Annotated in this window: 22 protein-coding genes; 5 read left to right on the top strand and 17 right to left on the bottom strand. The window is 40.9% G+C overall.

Translation table 11 applies throughout. From position 1 onward, the window contains the following. Positions 1-75: 75 nt before the first annotated feature. Positions 76-2199 (top strand): TonB-dependent siderophore receptor, encoded by a 2124-nt coding sequence (locus tag ATS72_RS15275; RefSeq protein WP_058428490.1) that lies wholly within the window; start codon positions 76-78, stop codon positions 2197-2199. Positions 2200-2468: 269 nt separating this feature from the next. Here ATS72_RS15275 and recA read toward each other — a convergent pair whose 3' ends face one another. Then, positions 2469-3512 (bottom strand): recombinase RecA, encoded by a 1044-nt coding sequence (gene recA / locus ATS72_RS15270; RefSeq protein WP_006791966.1) that lies wholly within the window; start codon positions 3510-3512, stop codon positions 2469-2471. A gap of 65 nt (positions 3513-3577) precedes the next feature. After that, the gene (locus ATS72_RS15265; RefSeq protein WP_058428489.1) at positions 3578-4069 is read right to left on the bottom strand and encodes a CinA family protein; all 492 of its coding nucleotides are present in this window, start codon (positions 4067-4069) and stop codon (positions 3578-3580) included. A gap of 21 nt (positions 4070-4090) precedes the next feature. Here ATS72_RS15265 and mutS point away from each other — a divergent pair, with 21 nt between their 5' ends. Continuing rightward, positions 4091-6673, top strand: a complete 2583-nt coding sequence (gene mutS, locus ATS72_RS15260; RefSeq protein ID WP_058428488.1) for a DNA mismatch repair protein MutS — start codon at positions 4091-4093, stop codon at positions 6671-6673. Between the two features lie 68 nt (positions 6674-6741). Here mutS and rpoS read toward each other — a convergent pair whose 3' ends face one another. From rpoS to ATS72_RS15205, 11 genes are all read right to left on the bottom strand, one after another. Then, entirely contained in the window at positions 6742-7716 is a 975-nt protein-coding gene (gene rpoS, locus ATS72_RS15255; protein ID WP_058428487.1) for an RNA polymerase sigma factor RpoS, read from the bottom strand. A 35-nt stretch (positions 7717-7751) separates the two neighbouring features. Next, positions 7752-8576, bottom strand: coding sequence for a peptidoglycan DD-metalloendopeptidase family protein (locus ATS72_RS15250; RefSeq protein ID WP_058428486.1), 825 nt, complete (start codon positions 8574-8576; stop codon positions 7752-7754). Between the two features lie 41 nt (positions 8577-8617). Beyond that, complete coding sequence (locus tag ATS72_RS15245; protein ID WP_008126892.1) at positions 8618-9196, bottom strand: YqaA family protein; 579 nt, start codon at positions 9194-9196, stop codon at positions 8618-8620. 9 nt (positions 9197-9205) lie between these two features. Beyond that, the gene (locus ATS72_RS15240) at positions 9206-9844 is read right to left on the bottom strand and encodes a protein-L-isoaspartate(D-aspartate) O-methyltransferase (protein WP_058428485.1); all 639 of its coding nucleotides are present in this window, start codon (positions 9842-9844) and stop codon (positions 9206-9208) included. Then, positions 9834-10598: a 5'/3'-nucleotidase SurE gene (gene surE, locus ATS72_RS15235; protein WP_006791959.1), complete on the bottom strand. Its 765-nt coding sequence runs from the start codon at positions 10596-10598 to the stop codon at positions 9834-9836. The genes ATS72_RS15240 and surE overlap by 11 nt, the downstream gene beginning before the upstream one ends. Then, the gene (truD, locus tag ATS72_RS15230; RefSeq protein ID WP_058428484.1) at positions 10579-11631 is read right to left on the bottom strand and encodes a tRNA pseudouridine(13) synthase TruD; all 1053 of its coding nucleotides are present in this window, start codon (positions 11629-11631) and stop codon (positions 10579-10581) included. The genes surE and truD overlap by 20 nt, the downstream gene beginning before the upstream one ends. Continuing rightward, positions 11628-12125, bottom strand: coding sequence for a 2-C-methyl-D-erythritol 2,4-cyclodiphosphate synthase (ispF, locus tag ATS72_RS15225; protein WP_058428483.1), 498 nt, complete (start codon positions 12123-12125; stop codon positions 11628-11630). Before ispF ends, truD begins: the two co-directional genes overlap by 4 nt. Continuing rightward, a complete protein-coding gene (gene ispD, locus ATS72_RS15220; protein ID WP_058428482.1) occupies positions 12122-12823 on the bottom strand; it encodes a 2-C-methyl-D-erythritol 4-phosphate cytidylyltransferase in 702 nt (233 codons plus the stop codon). Before ispD ends, ispF begins: the two co-directional genes overlap by 4 nt. Continuing rightward, a complete protein-coding gene (gene ftsB, locus ATS72_RS15215; protein ID WP_006791955.1) occupies positions 12813-13100 on the bottom strand; it encodes a cell division protein FtsB in 288 nt (95 codons plus the stop codon). Before ftsB ends, ispD begins: the two co-directional genes overlap by 11 nt. Before the next feature lie 40 nt (positions 13101-13140). Beyond that, positions 13141-13773, bottom strand: a complete 633-nt coding sequence (locus ATS72_RS15210; protein ID WP_058428481.1) for a hypothetical protein — start codon at positions 13771-13773, stop codon at positions 13141-13143. Between the two features lie 74 nt (positions 13774-13847). Beyond that, positions 13848-14327, bottom strand: coding sequence for a DUF2947 domain-containing protein (locus ATS72_RS15205; RefSeq protein ID WP_058428480.1), 480 nt, complete (start codon positions 14325-14327; stop codon positions 13848-13850). Between the two features lie 60 nt (positions 14328-14387). Between ATS72_RS15205 and ATS72_RS15200 the strand changes: the two genes are divergently transcribed. The 3 genes from ATS72_RS15200 to ATS72_RS15190 are packed head-to-tail and all read left to right on the top strand — an operon-like array spanning position 14388 to position 16702. Beyond that, entirely contained in the window at positions 14388-14612 is a 225-nt protein-coding gene (locus tag ATS72_RS15200; RefSeq protein ID WP_006791952.1) for a DUF1653 domain-containing protein, read from the top strand. A 52-nt stretch (positions 14613-14664) separates the two neighbouring features. Further along, positions 14665-15513, top strand: a complete 849-nt coding sequence (locus ATS72_RS15195) for an AAA family ATPase (RefSeq protein ID WP_058428479.1) — start codon at positions 14665-14667, stop codon at positions 15511-15513. Between the two features lies 1 nt (position 15514). Beyond that, positions 15515-16702: a vWA domain-containing protein gene (locus ATS72_RS15190; protein WP_058428478.1), complete on the top strand. Its 1188-nt coding sequence runs from the start codon at positions 15515-15517 to the stop codon at positions 16700-16702. Positions 16703-17109: 407 nt separating this feature from the next. Here ATS72_RS15190 and ATS72_RS15185 read toward each other — a convergent pair whose 3' ends face one another. The 4 genes from ATS72_RS15185 to ppnP form a co-directional block, all read right to left on the bottom strand. Further along, on the bottom strand, positions 17110-17310 hold the full coding sequence (locus ATS72_RS15185) for a hypothetical protein (RefSeq protein WP_058428477.1): 201 nt from the start codon (positions 17308-17310) through the stop codon (positions 17110-17112). A gap of 518 nt (positions 17311-17828) precedes the next feature. After that, positions 17829-19061, bottom strand: coding sequence for an NRAMP family divalent metal transporter (locus ATS72_RS15180; RefSeq protein WP_058428476.1), 1233 nt, complete (start codon positions 19059-19061; stop codon positions 17829-17831). A gap of 142 nt (positions 19062-19203) precedes the next feature. Next, positions 19204-19560: a ribosome hibernation-promoting factor, HPF/YfiA family gene (hpf, locus tag ATS72_RS15175; protein WP_006791946.1), complete on the bottom strand. Its 357-nt coding sequence runs from the start codon at positions 19558-19560 to the stop codon at positions 19204-19206. 180 nt (positions 19561-19740) lie between these two features. Further along, complete coding sequence (gene ppnP / locus ATS72_RS15170) at positions 19741-20055, bottom strand: pyrimidine/purine nucleoside phosphorylase (protein ID WP_058428475.1); 315 nt, start codon at positions 20053-20055, stop codon at positions 19741-19743. Positions 20056-20176: the final 121 nt, after the last annotated feature.

Genomic DNA, 20176 nt, shown 5'->3' with positions numbered 1-20176 from the left:
CCACAACAATGCAATTGCAAATCAATATCATTTAGATTAGCATAAGTTCCAATTTTTTAACGAACTGGAACCGATATGTCGTCCCCTACTATTTTGCGTTTGTCTAAACTAAGCATTGTTACTTCTTTAATTTTATCTGGAAATACGTTTGCGCAGGAGTTAAAAACTAACAACGAGTCATTAGAGAAAATAGCCGTATATGGCCAGCATCATAAAAACTACATTACCGAAGATGCGCAGTCTGCAACTAAATTAGGCCTTTCAATAAAAGAAACCCCGCAAAGTATTTCGGTTGTTTCGCGCGCATTAATGGACGATTTTTCGTTAGATGATATTAACTCCGTTCTTGAAAGCACACCCGGTGTAACGGTGGAGCAAATAGAAACAGATCGGACTTACTTTAAAGCCCGTGGATTTGAAATCACAAACTTTCAAGTAGATGGCTTGGGTATTCCACAAAGTTCGGGGTCAATTCAAGGCTCATTAGATACCTCTATTTACGACCGTGTTGAAATTGTTCGTGGGGCTAACGGTTTAATGACCGGTGCAGGAAACCCTTCTGCAACAGTGAACATGGTACTTAAAAAACCGACCTACATAACACAAGCGCATGCATCTGTATCTTATGGCTCATGGAATAACAAACGAATAGAGGTTGATGTTTCGACTCCAATAAACGATGAGCACGCTGTACGCGCGGTATTTACTAAGCATAAAGCAGAGTCTTACTTGGACCGTTACGAAACTGACAAAACAATAGGTTACTTAGCCTATGAAGGTAAATTAACAGATGATACAACGCTAAGTCTCAACTACGTTAATCAACAAAAAGATGCCGATAGTCCTCTTTGGGGAGCATTACCCCTTTACTACACTGATGGCTCAGCCACTGATTACGATGCATCTACTAGTACTGCATCAGATTGGTCATACTGGGACAACAGTGCTGAACAGGTTTATGTAACGCTTGAGCAAAACTTATCAGCAACGTGGGTAGCAACCGCCCGTTATGCACATATTGAAAACGAGCAAGATTCAGAGCTTTTTTATGTTTATGGCACACCCGATAGAGAAACAGGCCTAGGTCTTACTGGTTACGCAAGCCGTTATGATTACGAGGATAAACACGACCTGTTTGATTTATACGCTAGTGGTAAGTTTGATTTATTTGGTCAAGAGCACGACCTATCATTTGGTGTAAGCCAAGCAAACATGGATTATAACGAGCAGTCACTATACGATTACACAACGGGTAATGGCTTTCCTGCCATGCCATCGCTTGATACATGGAATGGCGTAGCGCCAGAAGCAACACTTGCAGATGGTTTAAACGGCAGTGATATTGAAAACAAGCAGCAATCTGCTTATATATCTACTCGCATAAAACTTAGTGACCCACTAAGTGTGCTTGCAGGTGTTCGTTACACCGACTGGGAAACAAAAGGCACTGCGTATGGAGTAGTGCAAACACGAGATGACAGTGAAGTTATTCCTTATATTGGTGCGGTTTACGACTTTACAGATTCACTCTCAGCCTACGCAAGCTATACCGAAACATTCGTGCCCCAAGAAGAGCTGGATATAAACGCTGAGCAACTTGCCCCTATTACTGGCAAAAGTAGCGAAATAGGTTTAAAAGCACAGCTTTTAGAAGACCAAGTGTTTTTAACGTTGGCGTATTTTGATGCTAAACAGGAAGGCCTTGCAGTTGCACTACCTGATTCATTACCGAGTGATACGCGCTACTATGCTGCTGATGGCATTAGTAGTGACGGTTTTGAGGTAGAACTAAGCGGTAAACTTACTGAGAGTTTAAGCACTAGCGTAAGCTTTAGTAATCTAAGCATTAAAGGTGATGATTTAGTAAAAGACTACACACCAGAAAATCAATTAAAACTTGCCGCTACTTATCAGGTACCGTTTTTTGAAGGCTTAACATTTGGTGCAAACTATCGCTGGCAAGATTCGGTGAGCCGTGTACAAGTCTTTGACGAAACGGGTACAGCACTTGTAACAACAAACCAAGGTGCTTATGGTATTCTTGATTTGATGGCCAACTACAAGATTACTCAAAACGTAGGTGTTACTTTTAACGTAAATAACACCACCGACGAAAAGTATTTGCATAGCTTATTTTGGGCGCAAGGTTACTACGGCGCGCCGCGTAACTATGCCTTATCTGTTAACTGGCAACTATAAAGCTAATTATAAGTATATTTTAATCACACAATTTAAACGACACAGCTTTTGTGTCGTTTTTCATTTTTAAAACTGTAGTTACAAACCCACCAAAGTGTTAATACAGTAAACCCGATGCTATTAAGGCTTTATAACCTAAAAACAGCACGTTTAGTTAGGCGAATTAATAACGACTTAATAAATGCTTTCACACAAAAAAACGCTAACCATTACTGGCTAGCGTTTTTGTAAAGCTCGGGTCAAATCAAGCTTGAAGAACGTTTTAAACCTTAAAGGTCAGCGTCATCACCTAGTACATCTTCACCATCTTCTGGTTCAATTGTCGCTTTAAGCAATAACATATCGCGTAGTTTGCCTTCAATTTCGTTTGCAATTTCTACGTTTTCTTTTAAGAATTTAATTGAATTGTTTTTACCTTGGCCTACCTTGTTACCATTGTAGCTGTACCAAGCACCTGCTTTTTCAACAATTTTGTGCTTAACACCTAAATCAATTAACTCGCCTTGCTTAGAAATACCTTCACCATACATGATGATAAATTCGGCTTGTTTAAACGGAGGCGCTACTTTGTTTTTAACAATTTTAACGCGCGTTTCGTTACCAACAACTTCATCACCTTCTTTCACCGAGCCAATACGACGAATATCAATACGAACTGATGCGTAAAACTTAAGCGCGTTACCACCGGTTGTTGTTTCTGGGTTACCGAACATTACACCAATTTTCATACGAATTTGGTTAATGAAAATACATAATGTATTTGAACGTTTAATATTACCCGTAAGCTTACGTAATGCTTGCGACATTAAACGTGCTTGTAAGCCCATGTGCGAGTCGCCCATGTCGCCTTCAATTTCAGCTTTAGGTGTTAGGGCTGCAACTGAATCGACAATCACAACATCTACAGCACTTGAACGCACTAACATGTCACAAATTTCTAACGCTTGCTCACCCGTATCTGGTTGAGAAACTAAAAGCTCATCAATGTTAACACCTAGTTTTTGAGCGTATACAGGATCTAGAGCATGCTCAGCATCAACAAAGGCACATGTTTTACCTTCTTTTTGAGCTTGTGCGATAACTTGCAAAGTCAGTGTTGTTTTACCTGAAGATTCAGGACCATATACTTCAACAATACGACCCATTGGTAAACCGCCTATGCCTAAAGCAATGTCGATCCCTAATGAACCTGTAGATACTGCATCAATGTTCAGGGCTTTATTGTCGCCCAGCTTCATGATTGAACCTTTACCAAATTGACGCTCAATTTGTGATAGTGCAGCGTCTAACGCTTTTTGTTTGTTATCGTTCATTTTGTTCTCCAAATCCGGCTAATGCGAACAAGTATACTGTATGAAACCACAGTATCAAGCGAAATTTATAAATTTATCTTTTCAATTGTATTTTTCAAAGCAAATTCAATAGCCTGCATTCTAACTTGGGCTCTATCACCACTAAATATTTGCTTAAATGTAAATTGTTTATCTGCAATTTGTAGGCAGAACCATACAAAACCCACTGGCTTATCTTGTGTTGCTCCACCCGGCCCTGCTATCCCCGATATAGCAATAGCAACGTCAACACTGGCAAGATTTTTTGCCCCCAACGCCATTTCTTTTACGGTTTGCTCGCTCACAGCACCATACTGCTCTAACGTACTCGTCGCTACATTGAGTAGTTCGTGCTTTGCCTCATTGCTATAAGTAACAAATGCACGCCCTAAATAGCGCGAGCTGCCAGGTGTGTCTGTTAGTGCATAACTCACTCCACCACCTGTGCATGATTCAGCAGTAGTGATCCATAAGCATTTATCCGTTAAAATAACACCTAATTTCGCAGCAAGTGTTTTAATCTCTTGATGTAATTCCATATTCAGCCTTTGGGTAAATACATGTCGTTTGATCTTTTTGCACCACACACTATAAAACAACAAACCCCTATGATGCAGCAGTATCTAAAAATAAAATCAGAGCATCGCGATATTTTATTGTTTTATCGTATGGGTGATTTTTATGAGCTTTTCTTTGACGACGCAAAACGTGCAGCTCAATTGCTCGATATTTCGCAAACTCAACGCGGCAAAGCCGGTGGTGACCCTATTCCTATGGCAGGTGTGCCTTATCATGCCGTAGAAAACTACCTAGCTCGTTTAGTACAAATGGGCGAATCAGTTGCTATTTGTGAACAAGTTGGCGACCCCGCAACCAGTAAAGGCCCTGTTGAGCGAAAAGTAGTGCGCATTGTTACACCGGGCACTATTTCAGATGAGGCGCTTCTTCAAGAACGACAAGACAACTTACTGACCAGTGTTTGGCAAAATAAAAAAGGCCAATACGGTGTTGCGTATCTTGATATAAATTCTGGGCGTTTTAACGTTGTAGAAGTAAATACTGACGAAGCGTTAAGCTCAACGCTACAACGTTTATCGCCAGCAGAATTGCTTTATAGCGAAAATTTTGAAAACACCCATCTAATCGAACATATTAAAGGCGCTCGTCGTCGCCCTGAATGGGAGTTCGACTTAGATACGGCTCAGCACTTATTATGCGATCAATTTGGAACAAAAGATTTAGTTGGATTTGGTGTAGAAAAAGCTCACTCAGCGCTCGTAGCTGCAGGCTGTTTAATGCAATACGTGAAAGATACACAGCGCATTGCTTTGCCTCATATTCGCGCCATTACACTTGAGCATAACGAACACGCTGTTATATTAGATGCCGCTACCCGTAAAAATTTAGAACTAACGGTTAATCTATCGGGCGGATTTGAAAACACGCTTGCACAAGTTCTTGATAAAACAGCCACAGCAATGGGCTCACGCTTATTAAAACGCCGCATTCATACACCTGTTCGAAATAAAGACGAGTTGAACTCTCGTCTAAATGCTATTAGCGCAATTTTAGACGTACAACTGTGCGGCGAATTGCACGAGTCGCTAAAAGAGATTGGTGATATAGAACGTGTAATAGCGCGTTTAGCATTATGCACTGCACGCCCAAGGGATTTAACACGCTTGCGCAGTGCTCTACAAGCACTTGCACCTCTGCATAATTTATTAAGTGATGCGAGCGACCCACGCATTACAAGTATTATCAAACACTCACCTGAATTACCTGAGCTACAAGCATTGCTAGAGCGAGCTGTTATTGATAATCCGCCAGTACTTATTCGTGATGGGGGCGTAATTGCGCCTGGTTATAATAGTGAATTAGATGAGTGGCGTAACCTAAGTAAAGGTGCCACAGATGTACTTGAGCAGCTTGAACAACGCGAGCGTGAACGTACAGGCATTAGTACATTAAAAATTGGCTATAACCGAGTACACGGCTTTTTTATAGAAGTGAGCCGCGCCAACTCGCATTTAGTACCTGCTGATTACATTCGCCGCCAAACGCTTAAAAATAATGAACGCTATATTATTCCAGAGCTTAAAGAGCATGAAGATAAAGTACTAGGCAGCCAATCAAAAGCGCTCGCGCTTGAAAAACAACTATACGAAGAGTTATTTGAATTTATCGCTCCACACATTGAACAGCTGCAAATAATGGCTGCAGCGCTTGCTGACTTAGATGTATTAAATAACTTAGCAGAGCGTGCCTTTGCACTTAATTATGCTAAACCAGAGCTTTGCGACAACGACAACATTAGTATTCAACAAGGCCGTCATCCGGTTGTTGAACAGGTAATGAAAGACCCATTTATTGCAAACCCTGTAGAGCTTAATAGTCAGCGCAAAATGCTGATTATTACAGGCCCAAATATGGGTGGTAAATCAACCTATATGCGCCAAACAGCGCTTATTGTATTAATGGCGCACATTGGCTGTTATGTCCCTGCCGATAGCGCAAAAATAGGCAATATTGATCGTATATTTACGCGTATTGGTGCAAGTGATGATTTAGCCTCTGGCCGCTCAACCTTCATGGTTGAAATGACCGAAACCGCCACTATTTTAAATAATGCGACAGCGCAGTCGTTGGTATTAATGGATGAAATTGGACGTGGTACAAGTACCTATGACGGGCTTTCGCTTGCATATGCCACAGCGAATCATTTAGCATCAAAAATATCCGCTAAAACCCTGTTTGCAACTCACTACTTTGAATTAACTGAGCTTGCAGAGCAAACGCAGGGCCTTGTAAACGTTCACCTTGATGCAATAGAGCATAACGACACCATTGCATTTATGCATACTGTGCTAGACGGTGCGGCAAGCAAAAGCTTTGGTTTACAAGTGGCCGCGCTGGCTGGTGTGCCTAAAGCGGTAATTACACAAGCTAAACAAAAGCTTAAGTTACTTGAAAATCACCAAAGTGTTACTGCACCTAATGCTGAGCAACACGCATTTTCATTTAATAATGGCGCTGTAATTGAGCCTTCATTAGTGGAAGAACAATTAAGTGCAATTGACCCAGATAACTTATCGCCTCGTCAAGCACACGAATTGCTCTATAAATTAAAAGCGTTGCTTTAACAAAAAATGCCGAAGAATAATTTCTTCGGCATTTTTTATTCAAGCCTTGTAAGGCCTTAAATTTATTATTAAGAAAATTGGTTAAATAAACTATCTGTGCTTAACCCTTCTTGTTGCAAAATATCTTTTAAACGACGTAGTGCTTCAACTTGTATTTGTCTTACTCGCTCTCGTGTTAGCCCTATTTCTCTACCTACATCTTCAAGTGTAGATGGCTCATAGCCGAGTAATCCAAACCTACGCGCCAGTACTTCACGTTGCTTAAGGTTTAACTCTCCTAACCAATCAACAATGTGTTTATTAATTTCGGTGTCTTGCACTTCACCTTCAGGGCCGTTGCCTTTTTCGTCAGGTAAAATATCAAGCAGCACGCTGTCGTTTTCGCCACCAATAGGCATATCAACCGACGCTATTTTTTCATTCAAACGTAACATTTTGGTTACGTCTTCAACTGGTTTATCTAGGCAGTCAGCTATTTCTTCTGCAGTTGGCTCATGGTCGAGCTTTTGGGTTAGCTCTCGCGCTGTACGTAAGTAAACGTTTAGCTCTTTCACTACGTGGATGGGCAATCGAATAGTGCGTGTTTGGTTCATAATGGCGCGTTCAATTGTTTGACGTATCCACCATGTTGCATAGGTTGAAAATCTAAACCCGCGTTCAGGGTCAAACTTTTCAACAGCACGAATTAACCCTAAATTACCTTCTTCAATTAAATCGAGTAGCGCTAGTCCACGGTTATTGTATCTACGTGCAATTTTAACAACTAAACGTAAGTTGCTCTCAATCATACGTTTACGAGAGGCTTCACAGCCTTTAAGGGATTTACGCGCGAAAAATACTTCTTCTTCAGCGCTTAATAATGGAGAGAAGCCTATTTCACCTAAGTAAAGTTGGGTGGCATCTAGGTTTTTAGTCACTTCTTCTTTGGCAAATATGTCTTCGTCATCTACTTTTTCAAGTAACGGTGTTGCTTCTTCAACGGTGTTTTCATCAAACTTGTCGTCATTGCTGATATTTTTTTCAATCTTTGCTGCGCTAGCCATAAGCCTTCTCCAGAGCAATTATCAATACCTAAAATCTAAGGAAGGTATTTAGCAGGATTGACAGCTTTCCCACGGTAACGAATTTCAAAGCGAAGCGCGGTAACCGAAGACTCTGAATTGCCAATTTCTGCTATTTTTTGTCCTGCCTTAACTTTTTGCTTTTCTTTTACAAGTAATTTCGAGTTATGTGCATAAGCACTTAGGTAATCATCATTATGTTTCAAAATGATTAAATTACCATAACCTCGAAGCGCGTTACCCGCATACACCACCGTTCCTTGTGCAGCGGCTAAAACTGTAGCCCCCATTTTATTAGTAATTTGTAAGCCTTTATAGCCGTTTTCCTTATTAGAAAAGCGTTTGGTAATTTTGCCCTTTGCTGGCCAAAACCACTTTAATTTACCGCTCGACAACTGCTTTTGGTTACTAACTTTATATTTGGCTTGTTTTTGAACATACTCTCGTTTTTTTGGCTGATCAAGTCCTTTCTTTAATTTTTTGTTATTATTTTGTATGTTTTTTCTAGACTTTTTACTCGAATTCGTATATTTTTTTGAGCTTTTAATTTTTTTGATAGTGGGAGAGAGAGAGATTGACTGGCCTGGATATATAACATAAGGACTTGAAATTAAGTTGTTTTTAGCAAGTTCTCTAAAGTCTTTTCCTGCGCTAAATGCGATTGAATAAAGTGTATCTCCTTTTTGTACTGTATATTTGCCATCTACAATGTTAATTAAATGGTTTGAGTCATTAACATTATTATTTAAGCTACTAACGGGCGCTGGAACATGGCGAGATGAACAACCAAAGAGAAAAACACTAATGAACAAAGCAACATAAAGCATAAATTGTCTATTCATCGTGCTTTTCTCCATGTTTAAGTAACATTATTTTATATAGCTTAACGCAACAAAAAGTACGCAACGGCTATTAATATTACTAATCCCCAGCCAAGCACTTCAATATACTGACGTAATTTTTTCTCCATTTGCGCTCCGCCCCATTTCATAAGCGCAGCAACTAGAAAAAACCGAGCACCGCGCCCGATTGCTGAAGCAATTAAAAACGGTAAAAACGCCATCTGCAAAACGCCCGCACCAATTGTAAATACTTTATAGGGTATGGGTGAAAAACCAGCTAAGAACACCACCCAAACGCCATACTCTTTAAACCAATTTAATGCTACATCAAACTTTTCTTGCCAATGCATCTGTGCAATTAGCGGCTCTACAACAGGTTCAAAAAGCCAAAAACCAAGAAGGTACCCAATTACCCCGCCCAGCACAGATGCAATCGTTGCGAAGCTAGCAAAACGCCACGCCTTACTAGGTTGAGCCAGCGACATTGGCGCTAACATTACATCGGGTGGGATAGGGAAAAAAACAGACTCGGCAAAACTCATTCCTGCTAAATAACGCTCCGCATGGCGGTGCTTTGCCCATACTAGGGCCATATCGTACAACTTAGTAAACAACTTCAAAGTGAATTCCTATTCAATATCACCAGGTATCAAAGGTACAAATCTTACTGGTGCAATAACATGCTCTGTAAAGCTTTCGCCCTTTCGAATAACCATTATTAATTTTTGATCAGCTTCGCCAACCGGCGCTAATAATACACCGCCATCGGCGAGTTGACTTAACAAACCTTGAGGTACGGTGGCAGCCGCAGCGGTAACAATAATACCGTCAAATGGTGCTTGAGATTGCCAACCTTGCCAGCCATCTCCATGTTTCATTGTTACATTGTATAAATCAAGCTGCTGCAGACGCCGTTTAGCCTGCCATTGCAAAGCTTTGATCCGCTCAACAGAATAAACTTTAGTAAACGTTTTAGCCAATACCGCTGTTTGATAGCCAGAGCCCGTGCCAATTTCTAATACTTTATCGCGCACACCGGCCAACCTCAAAAGCTCCGTCATACGGGCTACAATATAAGGCTGCGAAATAGTTTGCCCTTGCCCAATAGGTAGCGCTGTATTTTCATAAGCTTTGTGCTGCAATACGTCGTCAATAAATAAATGACGAGGTATACCTGCAATGGCATCAAGTACGCCTTGATCCTCAACACCTTCACGTTTAAGTAAATCTGATAACGCTTTCGCACTTCGCGTGTAATTAGCGAGCACGATTTATCTCCAAATTAGATAACCAGTCCCCAACTGCCTTAATGCTATTGTGTGCGGTCATATCAACACTGAGTGGTGTCACCGATGCAAAGCCATTATTAATGGCGTAAAAGTCAGTTCCTTCACCTGCATCACTCTCTGTGCCAAGCGAGCCATACCAGTAAATACTTCGACCCCAAGGGTCTGTTTGCTTGGTCATAGTTTCAGCTTTATGCCGAGCGCCTAAACGCGTAACCTGCACACCTTTTAATTCACTTAGTGGAACATCTGGCACATTAACATTAATAATTTGGTCTTTTGGTAATGGGTGCGATGCAAGTTCTTTAATTATATTAACTGTTACCGCAGCCGCTGTTTCAAAGTGCTCGCCATTGTGTGAGCAAAGTGAGACTGCAATAGCAGGCAACCCCAAATGACGACCTTCGGTCGCTGCAGCAACAGTGCCTGAATAAAGCGTATCATCACCTAAATTGGCGCCATGATTAATGCCTGCCACAACTAAATCTGGTTTTTGGTCAACAAGCTGATTAACACCTAAATGAACGCAATCGGTTGGCGTACCATTAACTGACATAAACCCATTTTCAAGAGTTGTTGCACGCAATGGGTTCATTAATGTGAGTGAGTTACTTGCACCACTGCAATTGCGATCGGGTGCCACCAAAGTGACGTCTGCAATTTTTGTAAGCGCGTTATATAAGACCGCTATGCCTTTAGCATTAACGCCATCATCGTTACTTAACAGTATCTTCATTTATGCCATTATCCTTTTCTTTTCGCTCTTTTGGACTTGCATCTGTATAGTCCACCAGTTCACGTAGTAATGCGGTTGCAAAACATCCTTTAGGTAAACCAAAGCTTAGCTTAAGTGTAGTGTTATCAAGTGTTTCTACTGCCAAGTTATCAGGAATCAAACGCAACATTCTACGCTCGTTTTTAAGCCCTAATTCACCCAGGCCTTCACACCATGCCTGATAGGGTTTAAGCCATATTTTTTCTTGCTCAGTTAACCCTTTATCACTTTTGCCTGCCATTGGTGCCGACATTACAATATCGCCAGAGGCTAAACGTGCTATGTTTTCGTCGTTAATTGCATCTTCAAAAAATGCATTACTGCCGCTTAGCATAAATACTTCGCGGTGCATGGTTTTGGATAAGCCATGTTCTTTTACACGCAAGCTTACTATTTGGTTAAATACGTGCGAGCGCGCTGCAGAAATGATAATACCGCGAAGCTTTTTATCGCGAATACGTTCGCCGGCAAACATTTTTTCGGCCATAACCAAATTATGCCCATCGCGGCCAAAACGCTGCTCGCCAAAGTAATTTGGCACACCAGCACGCACAGCATTTATGCGGCATAATATATCAAGCGGCTCGGTAACATTACGAAGGGTAATGGTAAATTTGTTGCCCTTGTGGCAACCGGTGCGTAATTTACGCTCGTGGCGCTGTTGCGACACTATAAAAATGCTTTCGCTATTTAACTCTGTAAAATCTATATGCTTTTTAATGGGCACTTTTACACTAAACCATTGGCTACATACACCATGACGATCTTTCATGCCCGCGTAGCTTACATCGCGAGGCGATACACCGGCTTTTTGCGCGATAATTTTAGCCACGTATTGTGTGTTTTCGCCTTTTTTAACCACCTGCAAGCATACATGCTCACCGTTACCTGTAAACTCTATACCTAGATCTTCATCTACCATAAAGTCTTCTGCAGTGGTTTTAAAGTCAGCTTTTGAAAGCGGTGCGCCGTATAAATAATTTAAGTCGCTCATGCGTTTTTTGTACTCGCAAGCTCTTTACTCATAATAACCACGGCATGACTAGAAATACCTTCTTTACGTCCTTCAAAGCCCAATTTTTCAGTTGTCGTAGCCTTAACATTTATTTGGCTAAGATCGCAGTTTAAATCGCTGGCTAAATTTACGCGCATAGCCTGTATGTGCGGCAGCATTTTTGGTGCTTGTGCCACAATGGTGACATCGGCGTTTCCTAATACATAGCCTTGCTCTTTAGCTAACTTAACAACATGACGAAGCAAAATGCGGCTGTCTATATTTTCATATTCGCTCGCTGTATCAGGAAAGTGCTTGCCAATATCGCCCATAGCGAGCGCACCTAAAATAGCATCACATAATGCATGAATAGCTACATCGCCATCTGAGTGTGCTAAAAAGCCTTGTGGGTAATCAATTTTTTCACCACAAATAGTTAACGGGCCTTCGCCGCCAAATTTATGTACGTCAAAACCATGGCCAATTCGTATCATACTGCACTCTCGTTTTGTTGTTTATTTAATAAAAACCCTGCCAAAGCTAAATCTTCTGGCGTGGTTATTTTAATATTATCGCTACGACCCGCTATAAGTTTTACTGGTTTGTTTACCCACTCAATTGCACTGGCTTCGTCGGTAATAGGCACCCCACTTTGTAGCGCATTTTGCAGCGCATTTTTAAGGTCACTGTACTTAAAAAATTGAGGGGTAAGCGCTTGCCATAAATCATCCCTTGGTACGGTTTGCTTTGAGTGTGTACCGCCACGTTTAATGGTATCTTTTACTTTACTGGCTAAAATTCCGCCTTCATTTGCACTAAGGCACTCACTGATAAGGCGCTCTATGTCTGCTAGGTCAACCAGTGGGCGCGCTGCATCGTGCACTAATACCCAATCAGGAGGATTGGGTGCTAAAAATAACAAACTATTAAGTACTGAATCAGCACGTTCTTTGCCACCACTTGAACGAACAATGCGCGCATCGGTTAATGGTAGTTCATCAAAGTATGGGTCTGTATCGCTAAGGGCAACAACAATAGTTTGTAGTTGTGATAATTGAGATAATTTAGTTAGGGTGTGTTCTAAAATTGTTTTACCCGCTAACTGTATATATTGTTTAGGTGCATTGTGCTGCATTCTGCTGCCTACACCTGCTGCGGGTACAATCGCAACGATAGTTTGTTTATTTCTCATATTGGTTGCCCGGTAAAACACGAATAAATGTTTCGTCCGGCTTAATCATTCCTAATTCGTTTCGGGCACGTTCTTCAATGCCTTCAAGGCCAAGCTTTAAATCTTCTATGTCGGCTTTGAGCACTTTATTACGTTTTATCAACTTTTCGTTAGTGTCTTGGTGGGTTGCCACCGCCCCTTTTAAGCGCGAGTAATCTTGCACACCATTTTGACCAAACCATAACCTGTATTGAACAAACAGTGCTAAGCACAGTAAGCACACTTGAAAAACACGCATTTAACACTCCTTATTTAATAATTTAAAAGTTTTAACTTAACTAAGCTAATGGGCGTTTTATATTGCGCCAATTAATGTTACCTGCCAGTAGCATTTCACGTAATGATAATACACGTGGTGTGCAACGCTTTGAAAACTGCCACTGATGCCCACAGCACGCTGCAGCTAAATTCAACTTACTTGGCTTTAAAAGTTGTGCATATTGCTGCTCTAGGCCATTGCCTAAAAAATCAAACCACCCTAGCTCGTTGCAATGCAACTTGTTTTCAGACACCTGATCAATACTGTCTATCCTAAGGTGTAATTTGTCATACTGGTTTACTATCACCGGAACAATTAGTCCCACTTTGGCATGCGCTTGAAAAAAAAGTTCATTGGCTTGTTTATTTACATCGGGCGGCGTTGCTTTTTGTTTTTCGAGCCACGAGCCATTTTGTGCATCAAGCGTAAAAGGCGAATGCCCGTTTACTACAAGCGATGCAGCTCGTTCAATGTAATAAGGCAAACTTTTTAACTGCCTACGCAGCTTATCGGCATTAGGTTCGGCGACTAACCGCTGAACTTCTCGCTGATAAAATGCATTGCACAACTGCGCATAAAGCGCCTTTTGCGCATCAGTTTGCCAAATTTCAACTTGCTGCTGTTCACCAAGTGACTGATTTTTCGCGACCAATTGCTTTACTCAAAAACATTCAGATAACTGTTTTATAACATAGTACTGAATAGTTTTTAAGCACACATAATAAATTAAGCGCTTGGTTTTTCACCTAACTTAGCTTTACCCGACTCTAAAAATTGCACAACACTGTTGCGCTTTTTACCAACTAGTAAACTGCCATCGGCTAAAAACATAAAGTTTTGCCAATTACGTTTAAATACGTCAAACGTTGTTTCAATAACATTATCGCGCGCCATACAGAAATATACCGTGGTATTTGCTTCCCACCCTAAAAACTCTAAAATTTCTTGAGGTGGTAAATCATCGCCATTTTCCCAAGCTGCTTCCCAGTTAACTTCATCACTAAAGCTTTTATCTTGACCGCACCACATACTTTCATCAAAAAAGTCGGGGTGGTCAAACTCCCGGCTTACCATTGTGCTCCAAAGCACAGCAGCGCGCTCGTCGCTCATTGGTTTTATTTTAGCTGCGTCATCACTTGATACCGGAATGTCTTTATGGCGAAAAACCCACGCTTTTCTGTAATCATCTAACGAAATATAGTTCATAATATTGGCAAATTAGTTAGCATTAAAAGTGCAAACACAAATTATACAAGAGATTGAAGCATGACTACAGCACTAAAACTGGGTTTATACCAACACTACAAAGGCCCGCAGTACAAAGTTTTATATCAGGCAACACATAGCGAAACAGACGAACAATTGGTGATATACCAAGCCTTATATGGTGAGTTCGGTATTTGGGCACGACCACTTAGTATGTTTTTAGAAACCGTTGAAAAAGAGGGCAAAACTATACCTCGTTTTGCCTACCTTGGACCTGCAGATTAACTGTGGCATTATAACCCCATTCAATACTGCTCAGACCAGACAAGGGTACACCGTGCAATTTAATTCTACTGACAATTACATCGCAAGCAGCTCGCTAAAACAGGCTGTAAATGCTGCTATTATGCTTGAAAAACCATTACTTATTAAAGGTGAACCTGGTACAGGCAAAACTATGCTGGCCGAAGAGCTTGCGAAAAGTTTAGACACCGAGCTTATTCAGTGGCACATTAAATCGACCACCAAAGCACAGCAAGGTTTATACGAATACGATGCCGTATCGCGTTTGCGTGACAGCCAGCTAGGCGATGAGCGCGTGCATGATATTGGCAACTACATTGTTAAAGGTAAGCTGTGGCAAGCATTTACCTATGCCGAGCTTAACGGCAAACGCCCAGTTTTACTCATTGACGAAATAGACAAAGCCGACATTGAGTTTCCAAACGATTTGCTGCTCGAACTTGATAAAATGGAGTTTCACGTTTACGAAACAGGTGAGCGCATTATCGCAAAAGAGCGCCCTATTGTGATTATCACTTCAAATAACGAAAAAGAGCTGCCTGATGCCTTTTTACGCCGCTGTTTTTTTCATTATATTGACTTTCCAAGCAGCGAGGAAATGCAGCAAATTGTTGATGTACATTACCCTAACGTTAAACAAGATTTAGTACGCCAAGCATTAGAAGTATTTTTTAACTTACGTGAAGCCAACGGCCTTAAAAAGAAGCCCTCCACCAGCGAATTACTGGATTGGTTAAAACTTTTAATGGCAGAGGATATAGACGCTAAAACATTGCACGACAAAAGCCAAAAAGGCGGCTTAATGCCGATGTTTGGCGCACTGCTTAAAAATGAGCAAGACATAAGCCTCATCGAAAAACTCGCGTTTATGAGCCGCCGTTAATATGTTGATTGCGTTTTTCTTCAAATTACGTGAATACCGTTTACCGGTAAGCCTGCGCGAACTACTCGATTTAATTAACGCCTTAAAAAAAGGCGTTATATTTGCCGACGTAGACGCGTTTTACCATTTAGCGCGCACCATAATGGTAAAAGACGAAACCCATTTTGATAGGTTTGATAAAGCCTTTAGCGACTACTTTAGCGGTATTGCCGACTTAGACCTACTCGAGAGTTTAAAGCAGCAGCACAACTTACCTGAAGATTGGCTACGCAAAGAGTTTGAAAAAAACCTAAGCGATGAAGAAAAAGCCCAACTAAAAGCCATGGGTGGGCTCGACGAGCTTATGAAAACCCTGAAAGAGCGTTTAGAAGAGCAACAAAAACGCCACGCAGGCGGTAATAAATGGGTAGGCACCGGCGGTACATCTCCTTTTGGCGCGTATGGTTATAACCCTGAGGGCGTGCGTATAGGACAAGACGGCAACCGCAATCGCCAAGCGGTAAAAGTGTGGGACAAGCGCGAATACCGCAATTTAGATTCAGACCGCGAAATTGGCTCACGCACTATAAAACTCGCCCTTAAAAAGCTACGCAAATTTGCCCGCACCGGCGCAAGTGACACCCTGGATTTAAACGAGACCATTCGCGCAACCGCCAAGCAAGGCGGCATGCTAGATGTAAAAATGGCACCCGAGCGCCACAATGCGGTAAAAGTATTAATGCTGTTTGATATTGGCGGCTCAATGGATGACTACATTCATACCTGCGAAGAATTATTTAGCGCAGCCCACAGTGAATTTAAGCATTTAGAGTTTTACTACTTTCATAACTGTTTATACGAACACGTTTGGCAGGATAACCAACGCCGCCATTCAAACGTAATAGACACCATGACGCTGATTAATAAATTTACCAGCGACTACAAAGTCATATTTGTGGGTGATGCCACTATGGGCCCATACGAAATAGCCTACCCTGGCGGCTCGGTAGAACATTACAACGAAGAGCCCGGCAGTGCATGGTTACAGCGTATAACAAACCACTTTGATAAAGTCGCCTGGCTCAACCCACAACCCGTTGAACACTGGCCGTACTATCAATCAATTGGCTTTATAAAAGAGCTAATGAACAATCGCATGTACGCGCTGAGCTTGGATGGGATAAGTCGAGCGATAAAAGAACTGAGTTAACAGTGCTACAGGTAGTTATTTTTACATAAGCAAGGTTGAGCATAGTAAAACCTAAAAGCCCATTAAAAGTAGTTTCTGTTAATCGCAAGAACATATGCTACCACTGCAGAGTAGGAACGCGCGTCGATACAAGGTTAAAAAATTAAAAAACAGCAAATTGCCATTGCTAAAAGTTAGCAATATTATTCATGTAAAAAAATTTAGTTTTTTGATTTCCTTATAATGAGTGGCTTTTTGCTAAAGAGTCATATGTACAAAACGCATCGATGTTAGGAGTTTAACAGTTCATGACGAATGGAAAATTATTTACAATAATAGTACTTCTTATCTTCTATATGAAACAACGAGTAGAGTTTAGTTGTATAGGCAGCCCGCCATGAGGCTTATTTTAGATTTTACATTGGCATTTACTTAATATCAGAGTCACTCGGTGAGCCAATAGCCAAGCCAATACCGATACCAATCGCGATACCACCCGGTATACTAAAAGGTAGAAAGTCGAAAAATATACTACCTACAAAACCGATAACTGAACCGATAATTGCTCCTACAATCATATAAGGAGCCACTGCGCTTAGTGAGCTTGTATGCTCTTCATACTTTGCCATTTTAATACTCCCCTTAAAGTCATAATGTTAAAGCCACAACCTAACTACCATATCATTTATTAATTGCCAATAGGACTACTCATAGTTAAGCAGGCGTTCGTAGGTTTTCAAACTTTAGTTATTATTAAAGCGTGTTGGCCAATAGTTTTCTAACATATATAGGCGATAAAAAACTCATATCACGATTGTTATAAGCAAGGCAAAGCTGGAACGAGTTAAATGAGCATCTAGCCATTATTGTTCTTACAGCCTTAGAATAAGTTTGTGTAATCACATGAAATTACAAAAACTTATTCATTCCGCTTTAGCATGCGGCTTAATATATTGTTTAAAACAACCCAGTTTATGTGCAAAAAAACAAGAGTAATCTTGGTCGTTTTTCTCACTATGATAGAAGTTTTAAAAACTATATGTTGCTAATTAATAACTATGGAAACACCGCAGTATTTTGATGCTTCCTCCCTAAACAAATACTATGTAGATCGTTTTAATTTGCACATTTCACCTCGAACCTGAAATCACATCAACCTCCACACCACAAACGCAACAGCAAAACCAACTAAATACACTAAGCCTAACCACGTTAAGCTGCGCAATAGTACGCTGTGTTTAATGGCGGGCTCTGATCTCACAAGGCTAAAGTTAAGCCATGCAAAAACGGGGGTAGTGACAAAAGCAAGTGTCATGGCAAAAGTAAGCATTGGCCCCAGGGCCGATTTAAAAAATAAAATAACGGCCATACCGGCAAAGGCTTGCAGTACTAACCAAATATTTAAACTGTGTTTAGATTGCTTAAAACCAAGTAATTTATGTGACTCGTTAAGTGTACGTGCGTAGCCATCAAGCACGGTGAGTGTAGTGCCAAACATACATAAAAACGCAATGGCTGATACAAGCGGCCTTGCCCACTCGCCAATAGTCAGTGCATACATATCAATAAGCTGTTTAGCAAAGGCAACACCGCCAAGCTCAATACTGCTGCTTTGCCCGTATTGCACCAGCACACCTAAGCTAAAAAATACCAATGCTAAGCAGGCTGTTAGCCAATAGCCTACGTTAAAATCAAACAAGCCTTGGCTTTTAGTGACCGCTTGCTGAGTTTGTTTTTCTTTAAGCCACAGCGAACTAAGGGCTGATATTTCTATGGGTGCTGGCATCCAACCCATTAACGCGACCATAAAGCTGAGCATAGTAAGTTCGTACGGTGACGGGCCAATGTAGTCAGCTGGCGCCATTGGGCCATTACTAAATGCGATAACTAGCGCAATAACAGTAGCCAGTGTTAATAACCCCATTATGCCTTTGGCAACGCTGTCGAGCGCTTTAAAGTGCCCTAACAATAATATGGCTAAGCACACACCGAGCAATATCCAACATAGCAGGGTTACCTCTATCACTACAGGCAGTGCGTAATGCAGTAAGCTGGCGGTAAGTAGTAATACGCCTGCGGTATTAACAACTGCTGCGAGTATGTTTAGGCCTATAAAACTATAAAAATACACCGGGCCTTTGTTTTTATAGCCTTCTACTAAACTGTTTTTAGTGGCTAAGGTATATTCCATACCAAAGCGAAAAAACGGATATTTTAATACGTTAACAGCCAGTATTAACCAAAATAGTTGCCAGCCAAATAGCGCGCCAGCCTGAGTAGATGCAACTAAGTGAGACCCGCCAATTGCTGCAGTTGCCATTAAGATACCAGGGCCTAGTGCGCCTAAGTGAGATTTCCAAGAAGTGTGTGTTTGCTGCATTAATTTCTCAAATTATGTGTGTTATTCACTCTGGTTATTAATTTTCACAATTAATAACACCGAAGGCTGCATAACTTACCTAAATTAAAGGCAATAAAAAAGAGCCGTAAGGCTCTTTTTTATAGTACTTTGGGACTAAAAATTATTTTAGTTCCATCTCTTGGATGATTTCGTGCGCTATTTCTGGCGTTGTACTTACAGGCTTTTCGTGTAAATTTGCTTTTATTTGCCCTTTTCGATGTTTTAGTGCTGCATCGAGTTTTTTAGCTGCGCTTGCAATAGCTGGGTACATTACTTCGTTTTCCCCTTTTACTGATATTCGCGCACCTTCGTAATTAGTGCTAATTTCGGCTTGGATTTTATGATGCTCTTTAGACAAGATCATATCGAGAGAAATAAGTGATGGAAAGTGGCTCTCAATTTTAGAAAATTTTTCGTTGATGTGCTCTCTAATAGAGTCAGTAACTTCAACATGGTGACCAGAAAGATTAATTTTCATAGGGTATCCTTTTATTTGTTACCTCATAAATAGTATTGGGGGCTATTTAGATTAACACAAGGAAAAAAGAGAGATATTTGAGGTTTATTTGCGGTTTTTGGTGATTTAAATCATGTGTTGAGCAAAGTTTATGCAAAGCCCATAAATCATGGGCTTTCAGACGTCTAGCTGTGCTAGCTATTAATCTGTGTACGAGCAACAGTAGTCGGCAAAATCAATTACTTTTACTTTAAAGCTTACGTTAGCGTCTACATTAAACGACTCGCCCGCGTTAAATGTTTTCCACTCACTCTCGCCTGGTAATAAAATATCCCACTGGCCACCTAAAAGCTCCATGAGTTCTTTTTTACTGGTATCGAATACAAACTCACCCGGCTGCATAAAGCCTAATGTTTTGGTAGTTCCATCGCTAAATACAACCGTACGGCTTGACACTTTACCGTCAAAATACACGTTGGCCTTTTTAACTACGCTTACATTTTCAAACTGAGACATTTTAGCTCCTGCTATTAATTTAAAGATCTTTATTTATAAATTTTATCGCACTACCTTGCCTGATAGCTTACTTTCTTGCAAGAAAAGCAGTAACGCTTAATACCAATTCGCAATAATGCTT

Source organism: Pseudoalteromonas sp. 13-15, assembly GCF_001468205.2.
In the GTDB taxonomy this organism is placed as follows: domain Bacteria; phylum Pseudomonadota; class Gammaproteobacteria; order Enterobacterales; family Alteromonadaceae; genus Pseudoalteromonas; species Pseudoalteromonas marina.
This window is presented reverse-complemented; position numbering and strand designations above follow the sequence as displayed.